Below are 19,585 nucleotides of genomic sequence, written 5' to 3'. Positions count from 1 at the left end.
ATGTAGTGCACGGCCGGCATGGAAACGGGCAATCATCGCTGCCTATTTCTCAAGGAGCGAGAGCATGTCCACTGAACAAAACACCCCCGCATCAAGCAACGCCGCCGACCGGGAACAGCTCAAACTTATTGCGCCCGTCGTCGTGACCGCCTGCCCCGGCCTTCAGGAAGAAGCCCATGCCGTCGCCAGTGAGATCCTGAAAAAACACGGCATCACCGGCCACGACCCCGACCAGGTCTGGTGGCATCGGTTCGACAACGTCACCGCCAGCAGCAACAAGACTTTCCTGGGCTGGGAACACGCCCCCAAACCCTGTGAATCCTTCACGCTGACGCAACTGGTCATACATCGGTTTCGCGTGACCGATCAGGACGACGCCCTCGAACTGAACAGCAATGGCGGGTTCTACACCGCAGATGCCAATGCCAGCATCTACAACGAAACCAATGAAGTGCGGATGTACCCCAGCAAGGTTCTCGCCGACCTGTGGGAGCTCAACCTCAGTGACCACTACCTGACCAAATTCAATGCATTCTGGGCCACGCATTTCGATGACTATCGGGCCCTGGCCAAGTGTAACTACCTCAGTAAAGCCATAGAGGCGTGCGAGAGCGGGCAGCTGGGGGAAGAAGATTTCCAGACCGTCGTCAGGGCCGCCGTCGGCGACACGATCTGGCCTATCACCCTGGCGACACTGCAGGCGCAGAACACCGTGCCTGCAGATCTGCGAGTCTGCGCGCTGGATGTTTGCGGGTATGTCGCCACCGACATCCTGCGCATCGTCGACCGCAATGGTCGGCAGATCACCTACGTCCCTGGCGCAGCCACACCTTTCCACGTGCACCCGACTGCCACGGACATGCACTGGTGGGTGCTGCTGCAGATGAACGAAGAGCAAGCTCGCAGCGAATTCATGACCCATTTCCCGCTGTCGGTGCGCAAGGAGGTCCACGACAACATCACCCCGCTGATGAACCAGCTGGTCGGCACCTGGGGCAAATACGATCACCACCTGATCAATCAGAAAAACATCACCGTCAGCGGCGACGTGTTCACTTGGCAGAGCCGGGCCGTGCAAGGCGCGATGCTGGAAGAAGCCAATCTTACCCTGGTGACCAATGGGCAGATGCGCGAACACCTGTGGCTGGGTTATCTGACTGTCGGCCTGAAGGTCTTCGGCCCACTGGCGGTTCTCGGCTGGCCCATCGCCTTGCCCGTGATCGGGGCCAGCATCGCCGCGATGGGTCTGAACATCGACAAGGCGGTCAATGGTAGAACGGCGGCGGAACGCAAGGCAGGCGTCATCGGCGCGGTGCTCGATGGCATCAACGTACTGTTCAATATTCCGCTGCTCAAGGAGGTCAGTGTTTTGGACGAAGCCGGGGCTGCGGCTGAAGCGGCTGAAGCGGCCGAGACGGCGGATCTGGAAAAGACGGTCGACCCGGAAGAATCCGCAGAACCGCGCGCGACCGATGAATCAGAGGAGGGTCCTAGGCAACCTGATGTATTACCGACCCTGCCCGACGAGACCGGGGATGCTATTGAAGTGCCAGAGCACTGGCAAAGCAATGAAATCCTCGAAAGCTACCCCATGGCCACCAGCGGGAAATACCAGGGTATCTACACCCTGGACTCAAACCCTCCCAACGCCATCCTGATCAACGAACAGGCTTACTACGTACGTTACGAGGCTGACGTCAACGGCGGCGGCATCTGGGCCATCATCGACCCGGAAAACCCTGATGCCTTTACGGGGTCGATTCCGGTACGCCTGAATGCCGAGGGTGAATGGCAGCTGGCGCCGAAACTACGCCTGACCGGCGGCGGCAAAGGCCTCAGCAAGCCTGTTCCCGGACACTCGCGGCCCACCGGCCCCAGCGAGCCTGTTCCCGGAACATCGCAGCCCACGGCTCCAGTACTGCCCAAAGTGAAAGATCTAACGCACTTGACCCGATACGATGCCCCCAACGGTCGCTCGTTGAACTTCCTGGCTTTGGGAGAACCGGAAACCCATATAAAAATCGTCACCACGCCTCATGGAGGCATAAGAGGAGTCTCTCCTTTCGAGGAATTTGTCGCCGGACGTCGCACGGTACTGGTCAGGGAAGCAACCGGATTCCAGATGCCCAAAGACTTTTTCACCTCGCTGCCTCCCCGGCCGGTCCAGCCCGTGATCACGCCATCCACGACGGTTACCGAACTCATCGAGAAGATATTCGATGCAGCACCGGGGCTGGTGGTCGGTGAAAGCCAGGATCGCGTTGCCAGTATGCGGTTCCTGATCGAAAACATGCCGACGCTGGCCAAGCAAGGCGTCAAGACGATCTACATGCATCGTCTGCTCAACGACTACAGTCAAATCGACCTGAACAACTTCGCCGAAACCGGGAAGATGGATGGCATGCTGGATAAGTACCTGAAAAAGCTGCCAGGCGATCCTGCGGGTCAGTTCACGCCGCTGGAGGTCGTCAAAACGGCCCAACAGAACGGTATTCGAATCAAGGCCACTGATTGCCTGGCGAGTTATCGCTACACGGACACGAACTTCCGCGCCATTTCACGGCAATCCGTCAAGACCTACCTCACCCATACCATCATGCAAGCCACTCAAGCCAGCAACGGCGGCGGAAAATGGGTGGTGCTCACCGACCAGGAAAATATCAACACATTCAGGGGATTGGCCGGCATCAGCGAAACGGAAGGTGGCATTGGTTTGCGCATCGAGGAAGTGGGCCCCGAGCAGCCTTTGCATCTGGACATGGATAATGGCATCGAAGTAGGCAGTGACGTTGCAGGAATCGGCACCCAGATGCGCGGTAACTTCGACACCCTGTATGCCGACATCAGCCTGCAGATGCCGACACAGGCTGTGCAAAGAACGCCCAAACAGCTCAATCAGCTCCTGTTCCGCCAGGGCATGTTCACCATCGAAAGGTCAGATGAAACCCTGACGCTGATTCATCGCAGCCGCAACAACCAGATTGTGCACACGATGATCGAGCGAACAATGAATGGCGGCTTTCAGATCAACCGCCCTGCCTGGGCCGCTGTGCATCAGGTCACCTACGCGAATCTGATCAGCCTTGCCCACGCACTCAACCGCATGGGCCTGACGCTGGAAGGACGCCTGCCGGCTTTTGCTGCCTGATGAATAAAAAAGGCCCCGTGAACTCGCGTTCTCGGGGCCTTTTTGGTGCTACAGGCGATCAGTCAGACCGGGATCATTCCCACTCGATCGTCGCTGGCGGCTTGCTCGACACGTCGTAGGTGACGCGGGAGATGCCTTCGATTTCATTGATGATGCGGCCGCTGACGGTTTCCAGCAGTTCGTAAGGCAGGTGCGCCCAACGCGCGGTCATGAAGTCGATGGTTTCCACGGCACGCAGGGCCACGACCCAGGCGTAACGACGGCCATCGCCAACCACGCCAACCGATTTCACCGGCTGGAACACCACGAACGCCTGGCTGACCTTGTGGTACCAGTCAGCTTTACGCAGTTCTTCGATGAAGATATGGTCGGCGCGACGCAGCAGGTCGGCGTATTCCTTCTTCACTTCACCGAGGATACGCACGCCCAGGCCCGGACCCGGGAACGGGTGACGGTAGACCATGTCGTACGGCAGGCCCAGTTCCAGGCCCAGACGACGGACTTCGTCCTTGAACAGCTCACGCAGGGGTTCAACCAGCTTGAGGTTCATTTCTTCCGGCAGGCCGCCCACGTTGTGGTGCGACTTGATCACGTGAGCCTTGCCGCTTTTCGCGCCAGCCGACTCGATCACGTCCGGGTAGATGGTGCCCTGGGCGAGGTACTTGATGTTGTCCAGTTTGTTGGACTGGGCATCGAAGACGTCGATGAAGGTACGACCGATGATCTTGCGCTTCTTCTCTGGATCGCTTTCGCCAGCCAGGTTGTTGAGGAACTGCTCCTCAGCGTTGGCGCGGATCACCTTGACGCCCATGTTCTCGGCGAACATGGCCATCACTTGCTCGCCTTCGTGCAGGCGCAGCAGGCCGTTGTCGACGAACACACAGGTCAGTTGATCGCCAATCGCCTTGTGCAGCAGCGCGGCAACCACGGAGGAGTCAACACCGCCGGACAGGCCGAGCAGTACGTTGTCGGTGCCGACCTGGGCGCGAACCTGGGCGATGGCGTCTTCAGCGATTTTCGATGGAGTCCACAGCGCTTCGCACTCGCAGATGTCGAGGATGAAACGCGACAGGATGCGACCGCCCTGCTTGGTGTGGGTCACTTCCGGGTGGAACTGCACGCCGTAGTAGCGACGCTCATCGCTGAACATGCCAGCGATCGGGCAGCTCGGGGTGCTGGCCAGGATGTGGAAGTCTTCCGGCATGCGGGTGACCTTGTCACCATGGCTCATCCACACGTCGAGGCCGAACAGGCCATCGGCGTCGATGTGGTCTTCGATGCCGTCGAGCAGGCGGCTCTTGCCGACCACGTCAACGCGGGCATAACCGAACTCACGCAGTTCGGAACCTTCAACCTTGCCGCCCAGTTGCTCGGCCATGGTCTGCATGCCGTAGCAGATACCGAAGACCGGCACGCCCAGGTCCCACACCGCTTGCGGTGCGCGCGGGCTGTCGGCGACGTGTACGGACTCGGGGCCGCCGGCGAGGATGATCCCTTTTGGCGCGAATTCGCGAATCGCTTCGTCATCCATGTCGAACGGGTGCAGTTCGCAGTACACGCCGATTTCACGCACGCGGCGGGCGATCAGCTGGGTGTACTGGGAACCGAAGTCGAGGATCAGGATGCGGTGGGCGTGAATATCGAGGGCCATGATTCAGTCTCGTCTAAGTCATTCAGAAACAGTCGTGATTCAGAAACAACTCGGGGCTGAATAATACAGCCCCGGTTGCTTAACTTTTTACTTGAAGGCTCAACCTACGCGGTAGTTTGGCGCTTCCTTGGTGATCTGCACGTCGTGAACGTGGGACTCGGCCATGCCAGCGCCGGTGATCCGCACGAACTCAGGCTTGGTACGCATCTCTTCGATGTTGGCGCTACCGGTGTAGCCCATGGAAGAACGCAGGCCGCCCATCAGTTGATGGATGATGGCGCTCAGGGTGCCCTTGTATGGCACACGCCCTTCGATCCCCTCCGGAACCAGCTTCTCGGCGCCTGCCGAGGAGTCCTGGAAGTAACGGTCGGAGGAACCTTGAGCCTGGGACATGGCGCCCAGCGAACCCATGCCGCGATAAGCCTTGTACGAACGGCCCTGGAACAGTTCGATCTCGCCCGGCGCTTCTTCGGTACCGGCGAACATCGAGCCCATCATCACGCAGGAGGCACCGGCTACGATGGCCTTGGACAGGTCACCGGAGAAACGGATGCCGCCGTCGGCGATCAACGGCACGCCAGTGCCTTCAAGGGCAGCGGCGACGTTGGCGATGGCACTGATTTGCGGGACGCCGACACCGGCGACGATACGGGTGGTGCAGATCGAGCCAGGGCCGATACCGACCTTGACTGCGTCAGCGCCAGCTTCGGCCAGGGCCTTGGCTGCTGCGCCGGTGGCGATGTTGCCGCCGATCACCTGCACTTCAGGGAAATTATCTTTCACCCAGCGAACGCGGTCGATCACGCCTTTGGAGTGACCGTGAGCGGTGTCGACCACCACCACGTCAACGCCGGCATTGACCAGGGCCGCGACGCGGTCACCGGTGTCTTTACCGGTACCGACGGCAGCGCCAACGCGCAGGCGACCTTGATCGTCCTTGCTGGCCAGCGGGTAAGCCTTGGCTTTTTCGATGTCGTTGACGGTCATCATGCCTTTGAGGGCGAACTTGTCGTCAACGATCAGAACGCGCTCGATGCGGTGCTTGTGCAGCAGCTCGCGAACGTCGTTCTTGTCGGCGCCTTCCTTGACCGTGACCAGGCGCTCTTTAGGCGTCATCACTTCACGGACAGTGGCTTCCAGACGGTTTTCGAAACGCACGTCACGGGAAGTGACGATGCCGACCAGGTCGCCATTGTGCAAAACCGGAACGCCGGAGATGTTGTGCTGGCGGGTCAGTTCGAACAGTTCACGAACCGTGGCGTCGGCCTCGATAGTGATCGGGTCCTTGACCACGCCGGCTTCGTAACGCTTGACCTTGCGGACTTCGGCAGCTTGCTGCTCGATGGTCATGTTCTTGTGGATGATGCCGATACCACCTTCCTGAGCCATGGCGATTGCCAGACGGGCTTCAGTGACGGTGTCCATGGCGGCGGAAACCAGTGGAATATTCAGCTCGATGCCACGGGTAAGGCGGGTCTTGAGACTGACTTCGTTAGGAAGCACCTCGGAATAACCGGGCACTAGGAGAATGTCGTCGAATGTCAGAGCTTCTTGGCTGATACGCAGCATCGCGGGGGCTCCCGAGCGGGAAAATGGAAGCGCGCCATTATAGTCAGACACCCCCTCGGGTTCAATGTAAAACTCTGTCTATTATCGATGCGGTGATCGACGGGAGATTTGAAGAGCTTCGCTGGCAAGCCAGCTCCTACAGGATTGCGCCAAATCTGTAATTGGATGGACTCGCCCCAGCCGAGGCGTCAATGCGCCACGATGGCAGTCTAAACAGCCAACGACAGCGAGGGCGAGTCCATGAAAAATAATAGTTCGATTGATCAATCCCTGTCTTCTTCCGATTTGTCGGCCTGCACAACTTTGGCGGTCGATCTGGCCAAACAGGTCTTTCAGGTCGCTGGTGAAGATGCCCTCGGCCAGGTGCGCTATGAGCAGCGGATCAAGTCGCGTGAGGCGTTTTATGAGTTTCTCCAACAGTTGCCGCCTCATTTCGTGGTTTTGATGGAGACCGGTCCGGGGGCTCAAGCCTGGGCCCGGCAACTGCAAGACAAAGGCAATCTGGCGCGGATTCTTCCAGCCGGTTTGGTGGCCACACACCGCAGCGGGCCTAAAAATGATCGCAACGATGCGCTGGCGATTCTGCGGGCGGGTCGCGATGAAAAAATCTGCGCGGTACCGGTTAAAAGCGTTGCGGCGCTGGCAATGCAAGCGCTGCATCGCGCCCGTCAGGGCTATGTGCGTCGACGCACAGCGGTAAGCAATCAGATGCGCGGCCTGCTGCTCGAGCATGGCGTGGCCTTGGCGCAGGGCGATGTTGCGATCAGTCAGAAAATTCCGCGGGTACTGGAAGATGCCACCCAGCCGGTGCCGGGCCTGCTGCGTGAACTGATCGACGAACTGTTGGCCGAGTGGCGCCATTTGGGCGAGCGCATCAGCGTGCTGACGGGACGCCTGGAAGTGGCCGCCAACGCCGACATGACGGCGAAGCGACTGATGACCGTGCGCGGCATCGGCCCAGTCACTGCCACGGCACTGGTGGCCAAGGAAACCAAGCCTGAACGATTTCCCAATGCCCGCAAGTTTGCCGCGTACTTTGGCATGGTACCTGACCAGCACAGTAGCGGGCAGACGGTCCGGCTGGGGGACATGACCAAGCGAGGTGATGTTTATTTACGCAGCCTGATGATCCAGGGAGCCCATGCGGTGCTGCAACAACTACGACCTGATTCCCAGCAACCCGATGACCGCCGCTTGTTGCGGTGGATGAGCCGACTGGGCCGTAAGGAGGCTGCGATCAGGCTAGCCAACCGCAACCTGCGAATCGTCTGGGTGCTTCTACAGAATGACCAGTCTTATCGTCGCCATGCTGGTGATGGTCAGCAAGCGACGATGAGCCACTGAGCGACAGAGTTCTGCCACCGAGGTACTGACTGTCTGACCCTTTGCTGAAAAAAATTGACCCCAGGTAAGACCGGCGTGGATTGATGCCTAAGCTCCTACTGGCCTTCGAGGCCTGACTGTAATCGGCATACCACGAGCTCTTCCAATTTTGGCCAGAGGCCGAAGACGGCTTCCACGAATAGGCCTAATACATAGATGCAACGGGGCGACAGTTTTTCAAAAGCGGGTAGACAGTGGGGGCGAGTCCATACATAGGAGCTGGCTTGCCAGCGAAGAACGATAACGCGGTCCATCAGCCGTTTCACAACTCCACTTTCACCCAACTCACCGGCTGATCCAGCCAATCGGCAAACTCATCGATAAAGCTTTGCTTGAACCCCGCCTCGGCCCAGTTGTTGAAGATGAAGCCCAGGTTGGAAAAGCCGCACTCCTGCAAGTACAGAAAGCCGTTGATGTCGTCTTCATGCCCGCATTCGGGGCAGGTGAAGTTATCGGTACGCCCCGGCATCCAGTCTTCGAGGCTTTCAAACAGCGCTTCACCGATTTCCTTGCGACACTCGGCACAACCGGCCTCGCCAAGAAATCCCTTGGCCGGCGTATAAATGCAGCGCTTGGTGACGATCTCCAGGCCATTGATCGGCTCACCGAACGGTAGGGCTTGCGGGTGCAGGACCACTGCCCGGGCGCCATCGGCGATGGCGTGGGCCATGCGATTTCCGGTGCGGCCACAGGTGGTCAGCTCTTCGTTGATGATGTTCTTGCGCACCAGCCAACGCACGATCGCCCGGGCCCGTGGTTCATGCACCGGCAGTGTGGAAATTTTCGGGACAATGATGCTTTGGGAATTCATGGGGCGGCCTGCTGCAACGCTTTGAAAGAAGCCCGGCAGCTTAAGCCCCAGGCTCCAGAGGTCAAGTACTCAAGTAACGCCCGATCAAGGCGATACCGCTGGCCAGGACCAGCCAGGTCACCAGCCGGACAAACGCCTCGCGCGACAACTTCATGGTCAACCGTCGACCGATCCACAGGCCCAGTACCATGGCCGGCAGCAAACACAGCGCCAGCACCAACAAGGGTAGCTCGGCATAGACACCCGCGACAATGAACAGGCTCAAACGCACCACCGTGCTGCAACTGATCAGCGCACTCTGGGTCGCTCTAGCCGCCTCCTTGGGCAAGCGGCTGTTCAAATAGATCGCATATAGAAAGCCGCCACTGCCAAACAACGCCCCGAACATCCCGCCCACGGTGCCCATCGGCAACGCCCAGGCGGCAGACAATTGCGCCGGACGGGTTTTGATCCACAGGCTGTAGATGGCATACGCAGTGATAAACAGCCCCATCAACAGCAGTAACAGATCGGACTTGAGGTTCAACAGGAAGATCACACCCAGCGTGCAACCCACGGCCATGCAGGGCAGTAATCGCAGCAGCTCAGGCTTGGCTACATCACGCCGTGAGGGCAACAGATTGCCGAATGCCGCGACAAAATCCAGCAACACCAGCAAGGGCACGATCTTCGACAGCGGCATGAACAGGATCAAGATCGGGCCGGCCACCAGCGCCGTGCCAAAGCCTGCAATGCCGAACACGATGTAGGCCAGGGCGATGCCCAGCCCGATTACCAGCCAATCCACCGTGCCAAAATTCCATTGACCGAACAAATCAACCAACATTTGTATTCATCCCTGTAATTGGATGGACTCGCCCCAGCCGAGGCGTCAATGCGCCACGATGGCAGTCTAAACAGCCAACGACAGCGAGGGCGAGTCCATGAAAAATCATAGTTCGATTGATCAATCCCTGTCTTCTTCCGATTTGTCGGCCTGCACAACTTTGGCGGTCGATCTGGCCAAGCAGGTCTTTCAGGTCGCCGGTGAAGATGTCCTTGGCCAAGTGCGCTACGAGCAGCGGATCAAGTCGCGTGAGGCGTTTTATGAGTTTCTCCAGCAGTTGCCGCCTCATGTCGTGATTTTGATGGAGACCGGTCCGGGTGCTCAAGCCTGGGCCCGGCAGCTGCAAGACAAAGGCAATCTGGCGCGGATTCTTCCAGCCGGTTTGGTGGCCACACACCGCAGCGGGCCTAAAAATGATCGCAACGATGCGCTGGCGATTCTGCGGGCGGGTCGCGATGAAAAAATCTGCGCGGTACCGGTCAAAAGCGTTGCGGCGCTGGCAATGCAAGCGCTGCATCGCGCCCGTCAGGGCTATGTGCGTCGACGCACAGCGGTAAGCAATCAGATGCGCGGCCTGCTGCTCGAGCACGGCGTGGCCTTGGCGCAGGGCGATGTTGCGATCAGTCAGAAAATTCCGCGGGTACTGGAAGATGCCACCCAGCCGGTGCCGGGCCTGCTGCGTGAACTGATCCACGAACTGTTGGCCGAGTGGCGCCATTTGGGCGAGCGCATCAGCGTGCTGACGGGACGCCTGGAAGTGGCCGCCAACGCCGACATGACGGCGAAGCGACTGATGACTGTGCGCGGCATCGGCCCAGTCACTGCCACGGCACTGGTGGCCAAGGAAAGCAAGCCTGAGCGATTTCCCAATGCCCGCAAGTTTGCCGCGTACTTTGGCATGGTACCTGACCAGCACAGTAGCGGGCAGACGGTCCGGCTGGGGGACATGACCAAGCGAGGTGATGTTTATTTACGCAGCCTGATGATCCAGGGAGCCCATGCGGTGCTGCAACAACTACGACCTGATTCCCAGCAACCCGATGACCGCCGCTTGTTGCGGTGGATGAGCCGACTGGGCCGTAAGGAGGCTGCGATCAGGCTAGCCAACCGCAACCTGCGAATCGTCTGGGTGCTTCTACAGAATGACCAGTCTTATCGTCGCCATGCTGGTGATGGTCAGCAAGCGACGATGAGCCACTGAGCGACAGAGTTCTGCCACCGAGGTACTGACTGTCTGACCCTTTGCTGAAAAAAATTGACCCCAGGTAAGACCGGCGTGGATTGATGCCTAAGCTCCTACTGGCCTTCGAGGCCTGACTGTAATCGGCATACCACGAGCTCTTCCAATTTTGGCCAGAGGCCGAAGACGGCTTCCACGAATAGGCCTAATACATAGATGCAACGGGGCGACAGTTTTTCAAAAGCGGGTAGACAGTGGGGGCGAGTCCATACATAGGAGCTGCCGCAGGCTGCGATCTTTTGATCTTGATTTGCGGCGATGCCAGAGCCGCTGAAGATCAGAAGATCGCAGCCTTCGGCAGCTCCTACAAGTGTGCGGGGTGTCAGGTGGCGTGCATTGCCTTTATCATGCGCCCCATGATTAAAGATCCCTTTGCAAGACTCGGCCTGGACCGCGAAGTCCTGACCGTCAGCCAGCTCAACGGCCGCGCGCGGGTGTTGCTTGAAGACGTTTTCAGCAACATCTGGGTCGAAGGCGAAATCTCCAACCTCGCCCGGCCGGCGTCGGGCCACGTGTATTTCACCCTCAAGGACAGCGGTGCCCAGGTGCGATGCGCGCTGTTCCGGCAAAACGCCGCGCGCGTGCGCCAAGCGTTGAAGGATGGCCTGGCGGTCAAGGTACGCGGCAAGGTCTCGTTGTTCGAGGGCCGCGGCGACTACCAACTGATCCTAGATACCGTGGAGCCGGCCGGTGATGGGGCGTTGCGCCTGGCTTTCGATGCCTTGAAGGAAAAACTCAGCGCCGAAGGCCTGTTCAGCGCCGAGCGCAAAGTGCCGCTCCCGGCACATCCGCAGCGCATCGGCATCATCAGCTCGCCCACCGGTGCGGTCATCCGCGACATCATCAGCGTGTTCCGCCGCCGCGCGCCGCAGGTGCAACTGACCCTGATCCCCACCGCCGTGCAGGGCCGCGAAGCCACTGCGCAGATTGTCCGCGCCCTGAAACTGGCGGATGCCCGTGGTTTCGACGCGCTGATCCTGGCCCGCGGTGGCGGTTCGCTGGAAGACCTCTGGTGCTTCAACGAAGAAGCCGTGGCGCGCGCGGTGGATGCCTGCGTGACGCCGATCGTCAGCGCCGTCGGCCATGAAACCGATGTATCCATCAGTGACTTCGTCGCCGACGTCCGCGCGCCCACGCCATCGGCCGCCGCCGAACTGCTGGCACCGGATTCCAGCGACCTTGTACGTCGGGTCGAAAGCCTGCATCGGCGCCTGGTGATGCGCATGCGCGATCGCCTGATGCGTGATCGGCTGCGCCTGGAAGGTATCTCTCGCCGCCTGCGACATCCCGGCGAACGCCTGCGCCAGCAAGCGCAACGCCTGGATGATCTGGACATGCGCATGCGTCGCGCCTTCGAACGCAGCCTCAACACCCGTCGCGAACGGCTGATCCGCCTGGAAACCCGCTTGGCCGGGCAACATCCAGGCCGTCAATTGGCGATGCTGCGCCAGCGTCTCGACAGCCTCGCCGAACGCTTGCCCCGCGCCATCCGCGAGGGCCTGAAAAGCCGTCGTATGCAACTGCAGAGCCAGATGCAAACACTGCACGTGGTCAGCCCCCTGGCAACCCTCGGACGTGGCTACAGCATTCTGCTCGACGAGCGTGGCAACGCGATCCGCAACGCCGCACAGACCCATACTGGCCAGCGCCTGAAGGCCAAATTGGGTGAAGGCGAACTGCAGGTGCGGGTCGAAGACAATCACCTGACGCCTGTCACCCTCTCTCTACTGGATTGATCCATGCCGCGTTTTTTTGCTCCGCTGCTGTTACTGTGCTTGACCTTCAACGCCCACGCCGACAGTTACATCACCCGCCTGTTGAACAAACCGGTGCCGGGCGGCGTGGCGGTGGTCGACCTGGGCAGTTCCGCGCAAGCGCCGAAAGCCAGTTACCAGGGCAAACCGCTGCTGGTGGTCAAGGAACAGAACAACTGGCTGGCGATTGTCGGCGTGCCGCTGACGGTCAAGCCGGGCGCGCAGTCCATCAGCAGCGATGGGCGCAGCCTGGGTTTCACCGTCGGCAACAAGAAATACCCGGAACAGCGCATCACCCTCAAGAACACCCAGCAGGTCAATCCTGACCCGGACAATCTCAAGCGCATCGAGCGTGAGCTGGCCGAGCAGATCGCTGCCTACCGCACCTTCAGCCCGAATACGCCAAGCAACCTGCTGCTGGACAAACCGGTCAACGGACCGCTGTCGAGCAAGTTCGGCGTGCGCCGGTTTTTCAACGGTGAAGAGCGTAATCCTCACTCGGGACTGGATTTTGCCGTGCCTGCAGGTACGCCGATCAAGACCCCGGCGGCGGGCAAGGTGATCTTGATCGGCAACTACTTCTTCAATGGCAACACGGTGTTTGTCGACCATGGCCAGGGTTTCATCAGCATGTTCTGCCACATGTCGAAGATTGATGTGAAGGTTGGGCAGCAGCTGGCTCGCGGTGGAGTGGTTGGTAAAGTCGGTGCGACCGGTCGGGCGACCGGGCCGCATATGCATTGGAACGTCAGCCTGAATGATGCGCGGGTGGATCCGGCGATTTTTATCGGCGCGTTTCAACCCTGAATTTGCGTTATAGCCACCGGCCTCATCGCGAGCAAGCTCGCTCCCACAGGTTTTCGGTGATCCTTGTGGGAGCGAGCCTGCTCGCGAAGACGGCATCACTGGCGCCACCTACTCCGCCTCCAGATCCTCTATCCCATGGACTTCCCGGTCCGCCAGACAGTGCTTGACCCACTCCTGAGTCTCCACTGAAAACCAGCTCAACTCCTCCGGCGTGATCAACTCGCGCGCGCACAACCCAAGCAGATGCGAGCGCGCCTCATGACGTGAAAACCTGAAGACGCCAAACGCCCAATACAGTTCTTTTTGCCCGCCCTTCAACAAGTCCTCGCTGGCCTCGATCCGCTCGTAGGGCGCAATACTCTTGTCCAGCACGATCTTTTCGACATCCGTAATGATCCGGACGCACATCCGCTCATGGGCCACCGGACGCAATACGCAATACTGTTTCCAATCGGACTCGTTCATCACCGACTCCTGTTTGCCAGTCGAGGCTTTAAAGAAGAATAGCCCCGCTGCGAGGACGCGGCGCTCCAACTGCCGATTGCGCATCGCTCAAACCTTGCACAAACAACCTCAAGATCATCACGATTCTCAGCAATAAAATCTCGTTACAGATGCCCTAAAGAGGATTCCTCTCAATTTTTTTCGACCGCTTGCCATCCTTCACCCCCGCGGTTAGGGTTGAAGGCATGAAAACCTCTCACACCCTCATTCAGCTTCGTCAGCACCGCAGCTTGTGCCTTGTTAGCGCACGACTGCCGGGCTGAACCGCGGCGCCTCATCCCTAGCGTTACTCCAAGAACATTGATCCACCGGCAGGCCGCCTTTTTTCGGCCCACACAATAAGGATTTCCCGATGAGCATGCTCAAAGACCCGTCTTCGAAATACCGCGCGTTCCCGACCATCGATATCCCGGACCGCACCTGGCCGTCGAAGACCATCACCGCCGCGCCGATCTGGTGCAGCTCCGATCTGCGTGATGGCAATCAGTCGCTGATCGAACCGATGGACGCCGTCAAGAAGCTGCGCTTCTGGAAAACCCTGGTGTCTGTCGGCGTGAAAGAAATCGAAGCCTCGTTCCCGGCCGCTTCGCAAACCGACTTCGACTTCGTGCGCACCTTGATCGAAGGTGGCCACATCCCGGACGACACCACCATCCAGGTGCTGACCCAGGGCCGTGAAGACCTCATCGAGCGCACTTTCGAATCCCTGCGAGGGGCGAAGAAAGCCATCGTTCACCTGTACAACGCGACCTCCCCTTCCTTCCGCCGCATTGTCTTCAACCAGGACAAGGACGGAATCAAGGAAATCGCCGTGAGCGCGGCCAAGCTGTTCGTCAAATACGCCGCCCAGCAGCCGGAAACCCAGTGGACCTTCCAATACTCGCCAGAGACCTTCAGCGCGACCGAAATGGATTTCGCCAAGGAAGTCTGTGATGCGGTGATCGAAGTCTGGAACCCGACGCCCGAGCACAAGATGATTCTCAACCTGCCGGCCACCGTCGAATGCGCAACCCCGAACATTTATGCCGACCAGATCGAATGGTTCGGCCGTCACATCAACCGTCGTGACAGCGTGATCATCAGCCTGCACACCCACAACGACCGTGGCACTGGCGTGGCCGCCACCGAGCTGGGCCTGATGGCCGGCGCCGACCGTGTCGAAGGCTGCCTGTTCGGCAACGGCGAGCGCACCGGTAACGTCGACCTGGTGACCGTAGCCCTGAACATGTACACCCAGGGCCTGAACCCTGAGCTGGACTTCTCCGACATCGACGGCGTGCGCAAAGTCGTCGAAGAGTGCAACCAGATCCAGGTGCACCCACGTCACCCGTACGTCGGCGACCTGGTGCACACCGCGTTCTCCGGCTCGCACCAGGATGCAATCCGCAAGGGCTTCGCCCAGCAGAAATCCGATGCCCTGTGGGAAGTGCCTTACTTGCCGATCGACCCGGCCGACATCGGCCGCAGCTACGAGGCGGTCATCCGCGTCAACAGCCAGTCGGGCAAGGGCGGTATCGCCTATCTGCTGGAGCAGGAATACGGCATCAGCCTGCCGCGTCGCATGCAGATCGAGTTCAGCCAGGTCGTGCAGCGTGAAACCGATCGCCTGGGCCTGGAAATGACTGCCCAACAAATCCACGCGCTGCTGCACAGCGAGTACTTGCAGGCCAACACCCCGTACGCGCTGGTCAGCCATCGCCTGCAGGAAGAAAACGGCCACAGCGCCGTCGAAGTGGAAGTGGCCAGCAAAGGCCAGGGCGAAACCAACCTGCACTGGCGCGGCAAGGGCAACGGCGCCCTGGAAGCACTGGTGGCCGGTCTGCCGATCCCGGTGGAAATCATGGACTACAACGAACACGCCATCGGCGCGGGCACCAATGCCAAGGCGGCGGCCTACATCGAGCTGCGCGTGAATGGTGAACGTGCGGTGCACGGCGTGGGTATCGATGAAAACATCACCACCGCCAGCTTCAAGGCCCTGTTCAGCGCACTGAACCGCTCGCTGAGCCAGCCGGAAGCGAAAGCGGCGTAAGCCCTCCGCTGTAATGCAAAAGGCCCCGAGATGCGAATCTCGGGGCCTTTTTGTTTGCCTGTAGTTTTTGTTTTGCCTGTCCCGGCCCCTTCGCGAGCAGGCTCGCTCCCACATTGGAATGCACATCCCCTGTGGGAGCGAGCCTGCTCGCGAAGAGGCCAGCTCAGGCGAAGAAAATCTCAGGTAAATTCGAAAGTGTCGGCATCCAGATTCGCTGGAAACCTTGTGCGATAAGCCGCCAGCTCCGCCGCATCCAGCACCACCTTGAACACCCCGTCCGCCTCACCTGCGCCGAGCAACGTCTCGCCCTGGAAATCCAGCACCTGACTGTCGCCGGTATACGCGAAGCCCTTCCCGTCGGTGCCGACGCGGTTCACCGCCGCCACATAACACAGGTTCTCGATCGCCCGTGCTGGCAGCAAGCGGTTCCAGTGCTGACGCCGAGCACCCGGCCAGTTGGCGGTGTACAGCAGCAGGTCGGTGTCCTGCGCATCACGACTCCACACCGGGAAACGCAAGTCATAACAAATCAGTGGCCGCACCCGCCACCCCTTGAGCTCAAACTGCACCTGGCGTTCGCCGGGGGTGTAGTGATTGTGCTCGCCGGCCATGCGGAACAAGTGGCGCTTGTCGTAGTGCCACACTTCGCCGTCCGGCCGTGCCCACAACAGGCGGTTGCGATGGCTGCCATCAGCGGCCTGCACAATCACGCTACCGGTGATCACCGCATCGAGCCTCAAAGCCTGAGCCCGCAGCCATTTGCTGGTAGGACCGTTTTCCGCTTCGGCGAGGGTCTCGGATTCCATCGAGAAACCGGTGGTGAACATCTCCGGCAGAATGATCAGGTCCGCGCCGCGAGCCTGCTCCAGCAACGATTCGAAATGCTCCAGGTTGGCCTGGCGGTCGTGCCAGGCCAGGGTGGTCTGGATCAGTGCAACGGTCAGGTTCGGCAGCGCACTCAGATCACGCATAGTTTTTCCGCTGCTTCACGCAGGGTCTCCTCACGTTTGGCAAAGCACAGGCGCACCAGGCGCTGGCCGACCGGCGGCGTCTGGTAGAACACCGAGATCGGGATGCTCGCAACGCCATGTTCACGGGTCATCCACAGCGCCATCTCGACATCGTTGAAGTCAGGACGGATCTGCGAGTAATCGACTAATTGAAAATAAGTGCCTGTTACCCGGGTGAAACTGAATCGCGACGGCGCCAGCAGATCGCAGAACAGGTCGCGCTTGGCCTGATAGAACGCTGGCAGCTCTTCCACGTGTTCCGGGTGTTCGGCCATGAAGTCGGCCAAGGCATATTGCAGCGGGGTCACGCCGCAGAAACTCACGTACTGGTGCACCTTGCGCAACTCCGCCGTGAGGGCCGGTGGCGCGACCACGTAGCCGGTTTTCCAGCCCGTGACGTGATAGGTCTTGCCGAACGAGCTGACCACGAAGGCACGCTGATACAACTCTTCATGGTTGAGCACGCTGACGTGAGCCACACCGTCGAACACCAGGTGCTCGTAGACTTCGTCGCTGACCAGATAAATATCGCGATCACGAATCAGATCCGCCAACTGATCCAGCTCGGCACGGCTGATCAGCGCGCCACTCGGGTTGTGCGGTGCGTTCAGCACAATCATGCGCGTGCGCGGCGTAATCGCCTCAGCCAGTTTCTGGAAGTCGAGGGAGAAATCATTCAGCCCGAGCTGCACATGCACGCAACGGCCGCCGGCCAGCTCCACCGAGGGCTCGTAACTGTCATAGCACGGATCGAACACAATCACTTCGTCGCCGCTGTGGATAACCGCCTGAATCGCACAGAAGATCGCTTGAGTGGCTCCGGGAGTGACTGTTACTTCATGGTCGGCATCCACGTTGACGCCGTAGCTGCGACCGATCTTCGCCGAAATCTGCTGACGCAGCGCTGGCAGGCCGGTCATCGGCGAATACTGGTTGTGGCCACTGGCAATATGCCGACCGACCGCATCGCACAGGGCCTTCGGGGCAGCGAAATCGGGAAACCCCTGGGACAGATTAATCGCCCCGGTTTGCGCCGCGAGCTGAGACATCTGCGTGAAGATGGTGATGCCGACATTCGGCAGCTTACTGGTGATCATCGAGGATTCCCTGCTCTACACCCGGCTCTAACGGCGGCGCGGGAGAGCCCGAGGATAGCCCAAACGGCGCCCATAAAAAAAGGGCGCCAAAAGCGCCCTTTTTCTCGACCTACCCTGTGGGAGCGAGCCTGCTCGCGAAGGCGGTGTGTCAGTCGCGATAAGCGTTGACTGACAGATTGCATTCGCGAGCAGGCTCGCTCCCACATGGGTGGGGCAAACCTTAGATCAGCGCTTGTCGCGGCGCTTCTTGTCAGCCTTCTTGTGGTGCGACATCAAGCGACGCTTCTTGTTGACCTGGCGGTCTGTCAGCGAGTTCTTGTTGCCTTCATACGGGTTCTCGCCGCCCTTGAACTCGATGCGGATCGGCGTACCGACCAGCTTCAAGACACGGCGGTAAGTGTTTTCCAGATAACGCACGTAAGACTTCGGCACCTTCTCGATCTGGTTACCGTGGATCACGATGATCGGCGGGTTCGCACCACCCAAGTGGGCGTAACGCAGCTTGATCCGGCGGTTGTTGACCATCGGTGGCGCGTGCTCGCCGACCGCGTCTTCCAGGATCTGGGTCAGGCGGTTGGTCGGCCAGCGGGTGACCGCGGACTTGAACGAGTTCTGTACCGAGGCGTAGAGGTTGCCCACGCCAGTGCCGTGCAGTGCCGAGATGAAGTGGATGTCGGCGTAGTCAACGAAGAACAGTCGACGTTGCAGCTCGACCTTCACGAAGTCACGCTCGCTCGGCGTCATGCCGTCCCACTTGTTGATCGCGATGACCAGCGCACGACCCGACTCAATGGCGAAGCCCAGCAGGTTGAGGTCGTGATCCACCACGCCTTCGCGGGCGTCCATCACGAAGATCACCACGTTGGCGTCTTTGATCGCTTGCAGGGTTTTGACCACGGAGAATTTTTCGACTTCTTCGTGGATCTTGCCGCGCTTGCGCACACCGGCGGTGTCGATCAGCGTGTACTTCTCGTCGTTACGCTCGAACGGGATGTAGATGCTGTCGCGGGTGGTGCCGGGTTGGTCGTAGACGATGACCCGGTCTTCACCGAGCATGCGGTTGACCAGGGTCGACTTGCCGACGTTCGGGCGACCGATGATCGCGATCTTGATCCCGTCTTTTTCGCTCGGGCCAGGAATGCGCTTGGCTTCCTCGCCTTCGGCGACGTCTTCTTCCTCGCCTTCTTCCGGCTCTTCTTCGTCTTTCGGGAACTCGCTCAGGGCGATTTCCAGCATCTGGGTGATGCCACGGCCATGCGCACCGGCGATCGGGATCGCGTGGCCCATGCCCAACGGAGCGAATTCGGCGCGGGCCATTTCAGGGTCGATGTTATCGACCTTGTTGGCAACCACGTAGGAACGCTTGTTACGTTTGCGCAAATGCTCGGCGATCATCTGGTCGGCGGCGGTGAAACCGGCCTTGGCATCTACCAGGAACAGAACAACATCCGCTTCTTCAATGGCCAGCAGCGACTGCTCGGCCATTTTTTCGTCCATACCGTGCTCGTCACCGGAGATACCGCCGGTGTCGACCAGAATGTAGGAACGCCCTTGCCACTTGGCCTCACCGTATTGGCGATCACGGGTCAGACCGGACAAGTCGCCGACGATGGCGTCGCGAGTCCTGGTCAGGCGGTTGAACAAGGTGGACTTGCCGACGTTCGGTCGGCCCACCAGGGCGATTACGGGAACCATGCGGCTCTCCACTTCGTTATTTCAGAAAATACAAAAGCCGCTGCGAGGCAGCGGCTGG

At 59.8% G+C, this 19,585-nt stretch carries 14 protein-coding genes; 6 read left to right on the top strand and 8 right to left on the bottom strand.

Features of this window, described 5'->3' with window-relative positions:
• The first annotated feature begins 64 nt into the window (after positions 1–64).
• Complete coding sequence (locus tag ACA054_RS05270) at positions 65–3,148, top strand: membrane-targeted effector domain-containing toxin (RefSeq protein WP_497688482.1); 3,084 nt, start codon at positions 65–67, stop codon at positions 3,146–3,148.
• Positions 3,149–3,221: 73 nt separating this feature from the next.
• Here ACA054_RS05270 and guaA read toward each other — a convergent pair whose 3' ends face one another.
• Together guaA and guaB are read right to left on the bottom strand one after the other, a co-directional pair.
• Positions 3,222–4,799, bottom strand: coding sequence for a glutamine-hydrolyzing GMP synthase (gene guaA, locus ACA054_RS05265; protein WP_497688481.1), 1,578 nt, complete (start codon positions 4,797–4,799; stop codon positions 3,222–3,224).
• Positions 4,800–4,898: 99 nt separating this feature from the next.
• Positions 4,899–6,368, bottom strand: a complete 1,470-nt coding sequence (gene guaB / locus ACA054_RS05260; protein ID WP_497688480.1) for an IMP dehydrogenase — start codon at positions 6,366–6,368, stop codon at positions 4,899–4,901.
• Between the two features lie 285 nt (positions 6,369–6,653).
• Here guaB and ACA054_RS05255 point away from each other — a divergent pair, with 285 nt between their 5' ends.
• Complete coding sequence (locus tag ACA054_RS05255) at positions 6,654–7,712, top strand: IS110 family RNA-guided transposase (RefSeq protein ID WP_497690246.1); 1,059 nt, start codon at positions 6,654–6,656, stop codon at positions 7,710–7,712.
• A gap of 301 nt (positions 7,713–8,013) precedes the next feature.
• Here ACA054_RS05255 and ACA054_RS05250 read toward each other — a convergent pair whose 3' ends face one another.
• Both ACA054_RS05250 and ACA054_RS05245 read right to left on the bottom strand, forming a co-directional pair.
• The gene (locus ACA054_RS05250) at positions 8,014–8,562 is read right to left on the bottom strand and encodes a sugar ABC transporter ATPase (protein ID WP_497638110.1); all 549 of its coding nucleotides are present in this window, start codon (positions 8,560–8,562) and stop codon (positions 8,014–8,016) included.
• 61 nt (positions 8,563–8,623) lie between these two features.
• Complete coding sequence (locus ACA054_RS05245) at positions 8,624–9,388, bottom strand: sulfite exporter TauE/SafE family protein (protein WP_497688479.1); 765 nt, start codon at positions 9,386–9,388, stop codon at positions 8,624–8,626.
• A gap of 142 nt (positions 9,389–9,530) precedes the next feature.
• On the opposite strand from ACA054_RS05245, the gene ACA054_RS05240 reads away from it, so the two are divergent.
• From ACA054_RS05240 to ACA054_RS05230, 3 genes are all read left to right on the top strand, one after another.
• Positions 9,531–10,589 (top strand): IS110 family RNA-guided transposase, encoded by a 1,059-nt coding sequence (locus tag ACA054_RS05240; protein ID WP_497690228.1) that lies wholly within the window; start codon positions 9,531–9,533, stop codon positions 10,587–10,589.
• Positions 10,590–10,984: 395 nt separating this feature from the next.
• Positions 10,985–12,364 (top strand): exodeoxyribonuclease VII large subunit, encoded by a 1,380-nt coding sequence (gene xseA / locus ACA054_RS05235; protein ID WP_497639860.1) that lies wholly within the window; start codon positions 10,985–10,987, stop codon positions 12,362–12,364.
• Positions 12,365–12,367: 3 nt separating this feature from the next.
• Entirely contained in the window at positions 12,368–13,189 is an 822-nt protein-coding gene (locus ACA054_RS05230; RefSeq protein WP_497688478.1) for a peptidoglycan DD-metalloendopeptidase family protein, read from the top strand.
• Positions 13,190–13,297: 108 nt separating this feature from the next.
• Here ACA054_RS05230 and ACA054_RS05225 read toward each other — a convergent pair whose 3' ends face one another.
• Positions 13,298–13,654, bottom strand: a complete 357-nt coding sequence (locus ACA054_RS05225) for a hypothetical protein (RefSeq protein ID WP_497688477.1) — start codon at positions 13,652–13,654, stop codon at positions 13,298–13,300.
• A 391-nt stretch (positions 13,655–14,045) separates the two neighbouring features.
• Here ACA054_RS05225 and leuA point away from each other — a divergent pair, with 391 nt between their 5' ends.
• Positions 14,046–15,725, top strand: a complete 1,680-nt coding sequence (gene leuA / locus ACA054_RS05220) for a 2-isopropylmalate synthase (protein ID WP_497688476.1) — start codon at positions 14,046–14,048, stop codon at positions 15,723–15,725.
• 179 nt (positions 15,726–15,904) lie between these two features.
• Here leuA and ACA054_RS05215 read toward each other — a convergent pair whose 3' ends face one another.
• The 3 genes from ACA054_RS05215 to der form a co-directional block, all read right to left on the bottom strand.
• The gene (locus tag ACA054_RS05215; protein ID WP_497688475.1) at positions 15,905–16,696 is read right to left on the bottom strand and encodes an amidohydrolase; all 792 of its coding nucleotides are present in this window, start codon (positions 16,694–16,696) and stop codon (positions 15,905–15,907) included.
• The gene (locus ACA054_RS05210; protein ID WP_497688474.1) at positions 16,684–17,832 is read right to left on the bottom strand and encodes a pyridoxal phosphate-dependent aminotransferase; all 1,149 of its coding nucleotides are present in this window, start codon (positions 17,830–17,832) and stop codon (positions 16,684–16,686) included. Before ACA054_RS05210 ends, ACA054_RS05215 begins: the two co-directional genes overlap by 13 nt.
• A gap of 225 nt (positions 17,833–18,057) precedes the next feature.
• Entirely contained in the window at positions 18,058–19,527 is a 1,470-nt protein-coding gene (gene der, locus ACA054_RS05205; protein WP_160390245.1) for a ribosome biogenesis GTPase Der, read from the bottom strand.
• Positions 19,528–19,585 lie beyond the last annotated feature (58 nt).

It is taken from the genome of Pseudomonas sp. LBUM1653 (assembly GCF_059716115.1).
The sequence above is the reverse complement of the archived record's forward strand: the minus strand, read 5'-3'. Positions and strand labels throughout refer to the sequence as shown.

Bases quoted from the DNA above. Each gene is read 5' to 3' on its own strand.
- ACA054_RS05225 (WP_497688477.1), bottom strand. From the start codon at position 13,654: ATGAACGAGTCCGATTGGAAACAGTATTGCGTATTGCGTCCGGTGGCC.
- guaA (WP_497688481.1), bottom strand. From the start codon at position 4,799: ATGGCCCTCGATATTCACGCCCACCGCATCCTGATCCTCGACTTCGGT.
- der (WP_160390245.1), bottom strand. From the start codon at position 19,527: ATGGTTCCCGTAATCGCCCTGGTGGGCCGACCGAACGTCGGCAAGTCC.
- xseA (WP_497639860.1), top strand. From the start codon at position 10,985: ATGATTAAAGATCCCTTTGCAAGACTCGGCCTGGACCGCGAAGTCCTG.
- leuA (WP_497688476.1), top strand. From the start codon at position 14,046: ATGAGCATGCTCAAAGACCCGTCTTCGAAATACCGCGCGTTCCCGACC.
- ACA054_RS05210 (WP_497688474.1), bottom strand. From the start codon at position 17,832: ATGATCACCAGTAAGCTGCCGAATGTCGGCATCACCATCTTCACGCAG.
- ACA054_RS05270 (WP_497688482.1), top strand. From the start codon at position 65: ATGTCCACTGAACAAAACACCCCCGCATCAAGCAACGCCGCCGACCGG.
- ACA054_RS05250 (WP_497638110.1), bottom strand. From the start codon at position 8,562: ATGAATTCCCAAAGCATCATTGTCCCGAAAATTTCCACACTGCCGGTG.
- ACA054_RS05215 (WP_497688475.1), bottom strand. From the start codon at position 16,696: ATGCGTGATCTGAGTGCGCTGCCGAACCTGACCGTTGCACTGATCCAG.
- ACA054_RS05230 (WP_497688478.1), top strand. From the start codon at position 12,368: ATGCCGCGTTTTTTTGCTCCGCTGCTGTTACTGTGCTTGACCTTCAAC.
- guaB (WP_497688480.1), bottom strand. From the start codon at position 6,368: ATGCTGCGTATCAGCCAAGAAGCTCTGACATTCGACGACATTCTCCTA.
- ACA054_RS05245 (WP_497688479.1), bottom strand. From the start codon at position 9,388: ATGTTGGTTGATTTGTTCGGTCAATGGAATTTTGGCACGGTGGATTGG.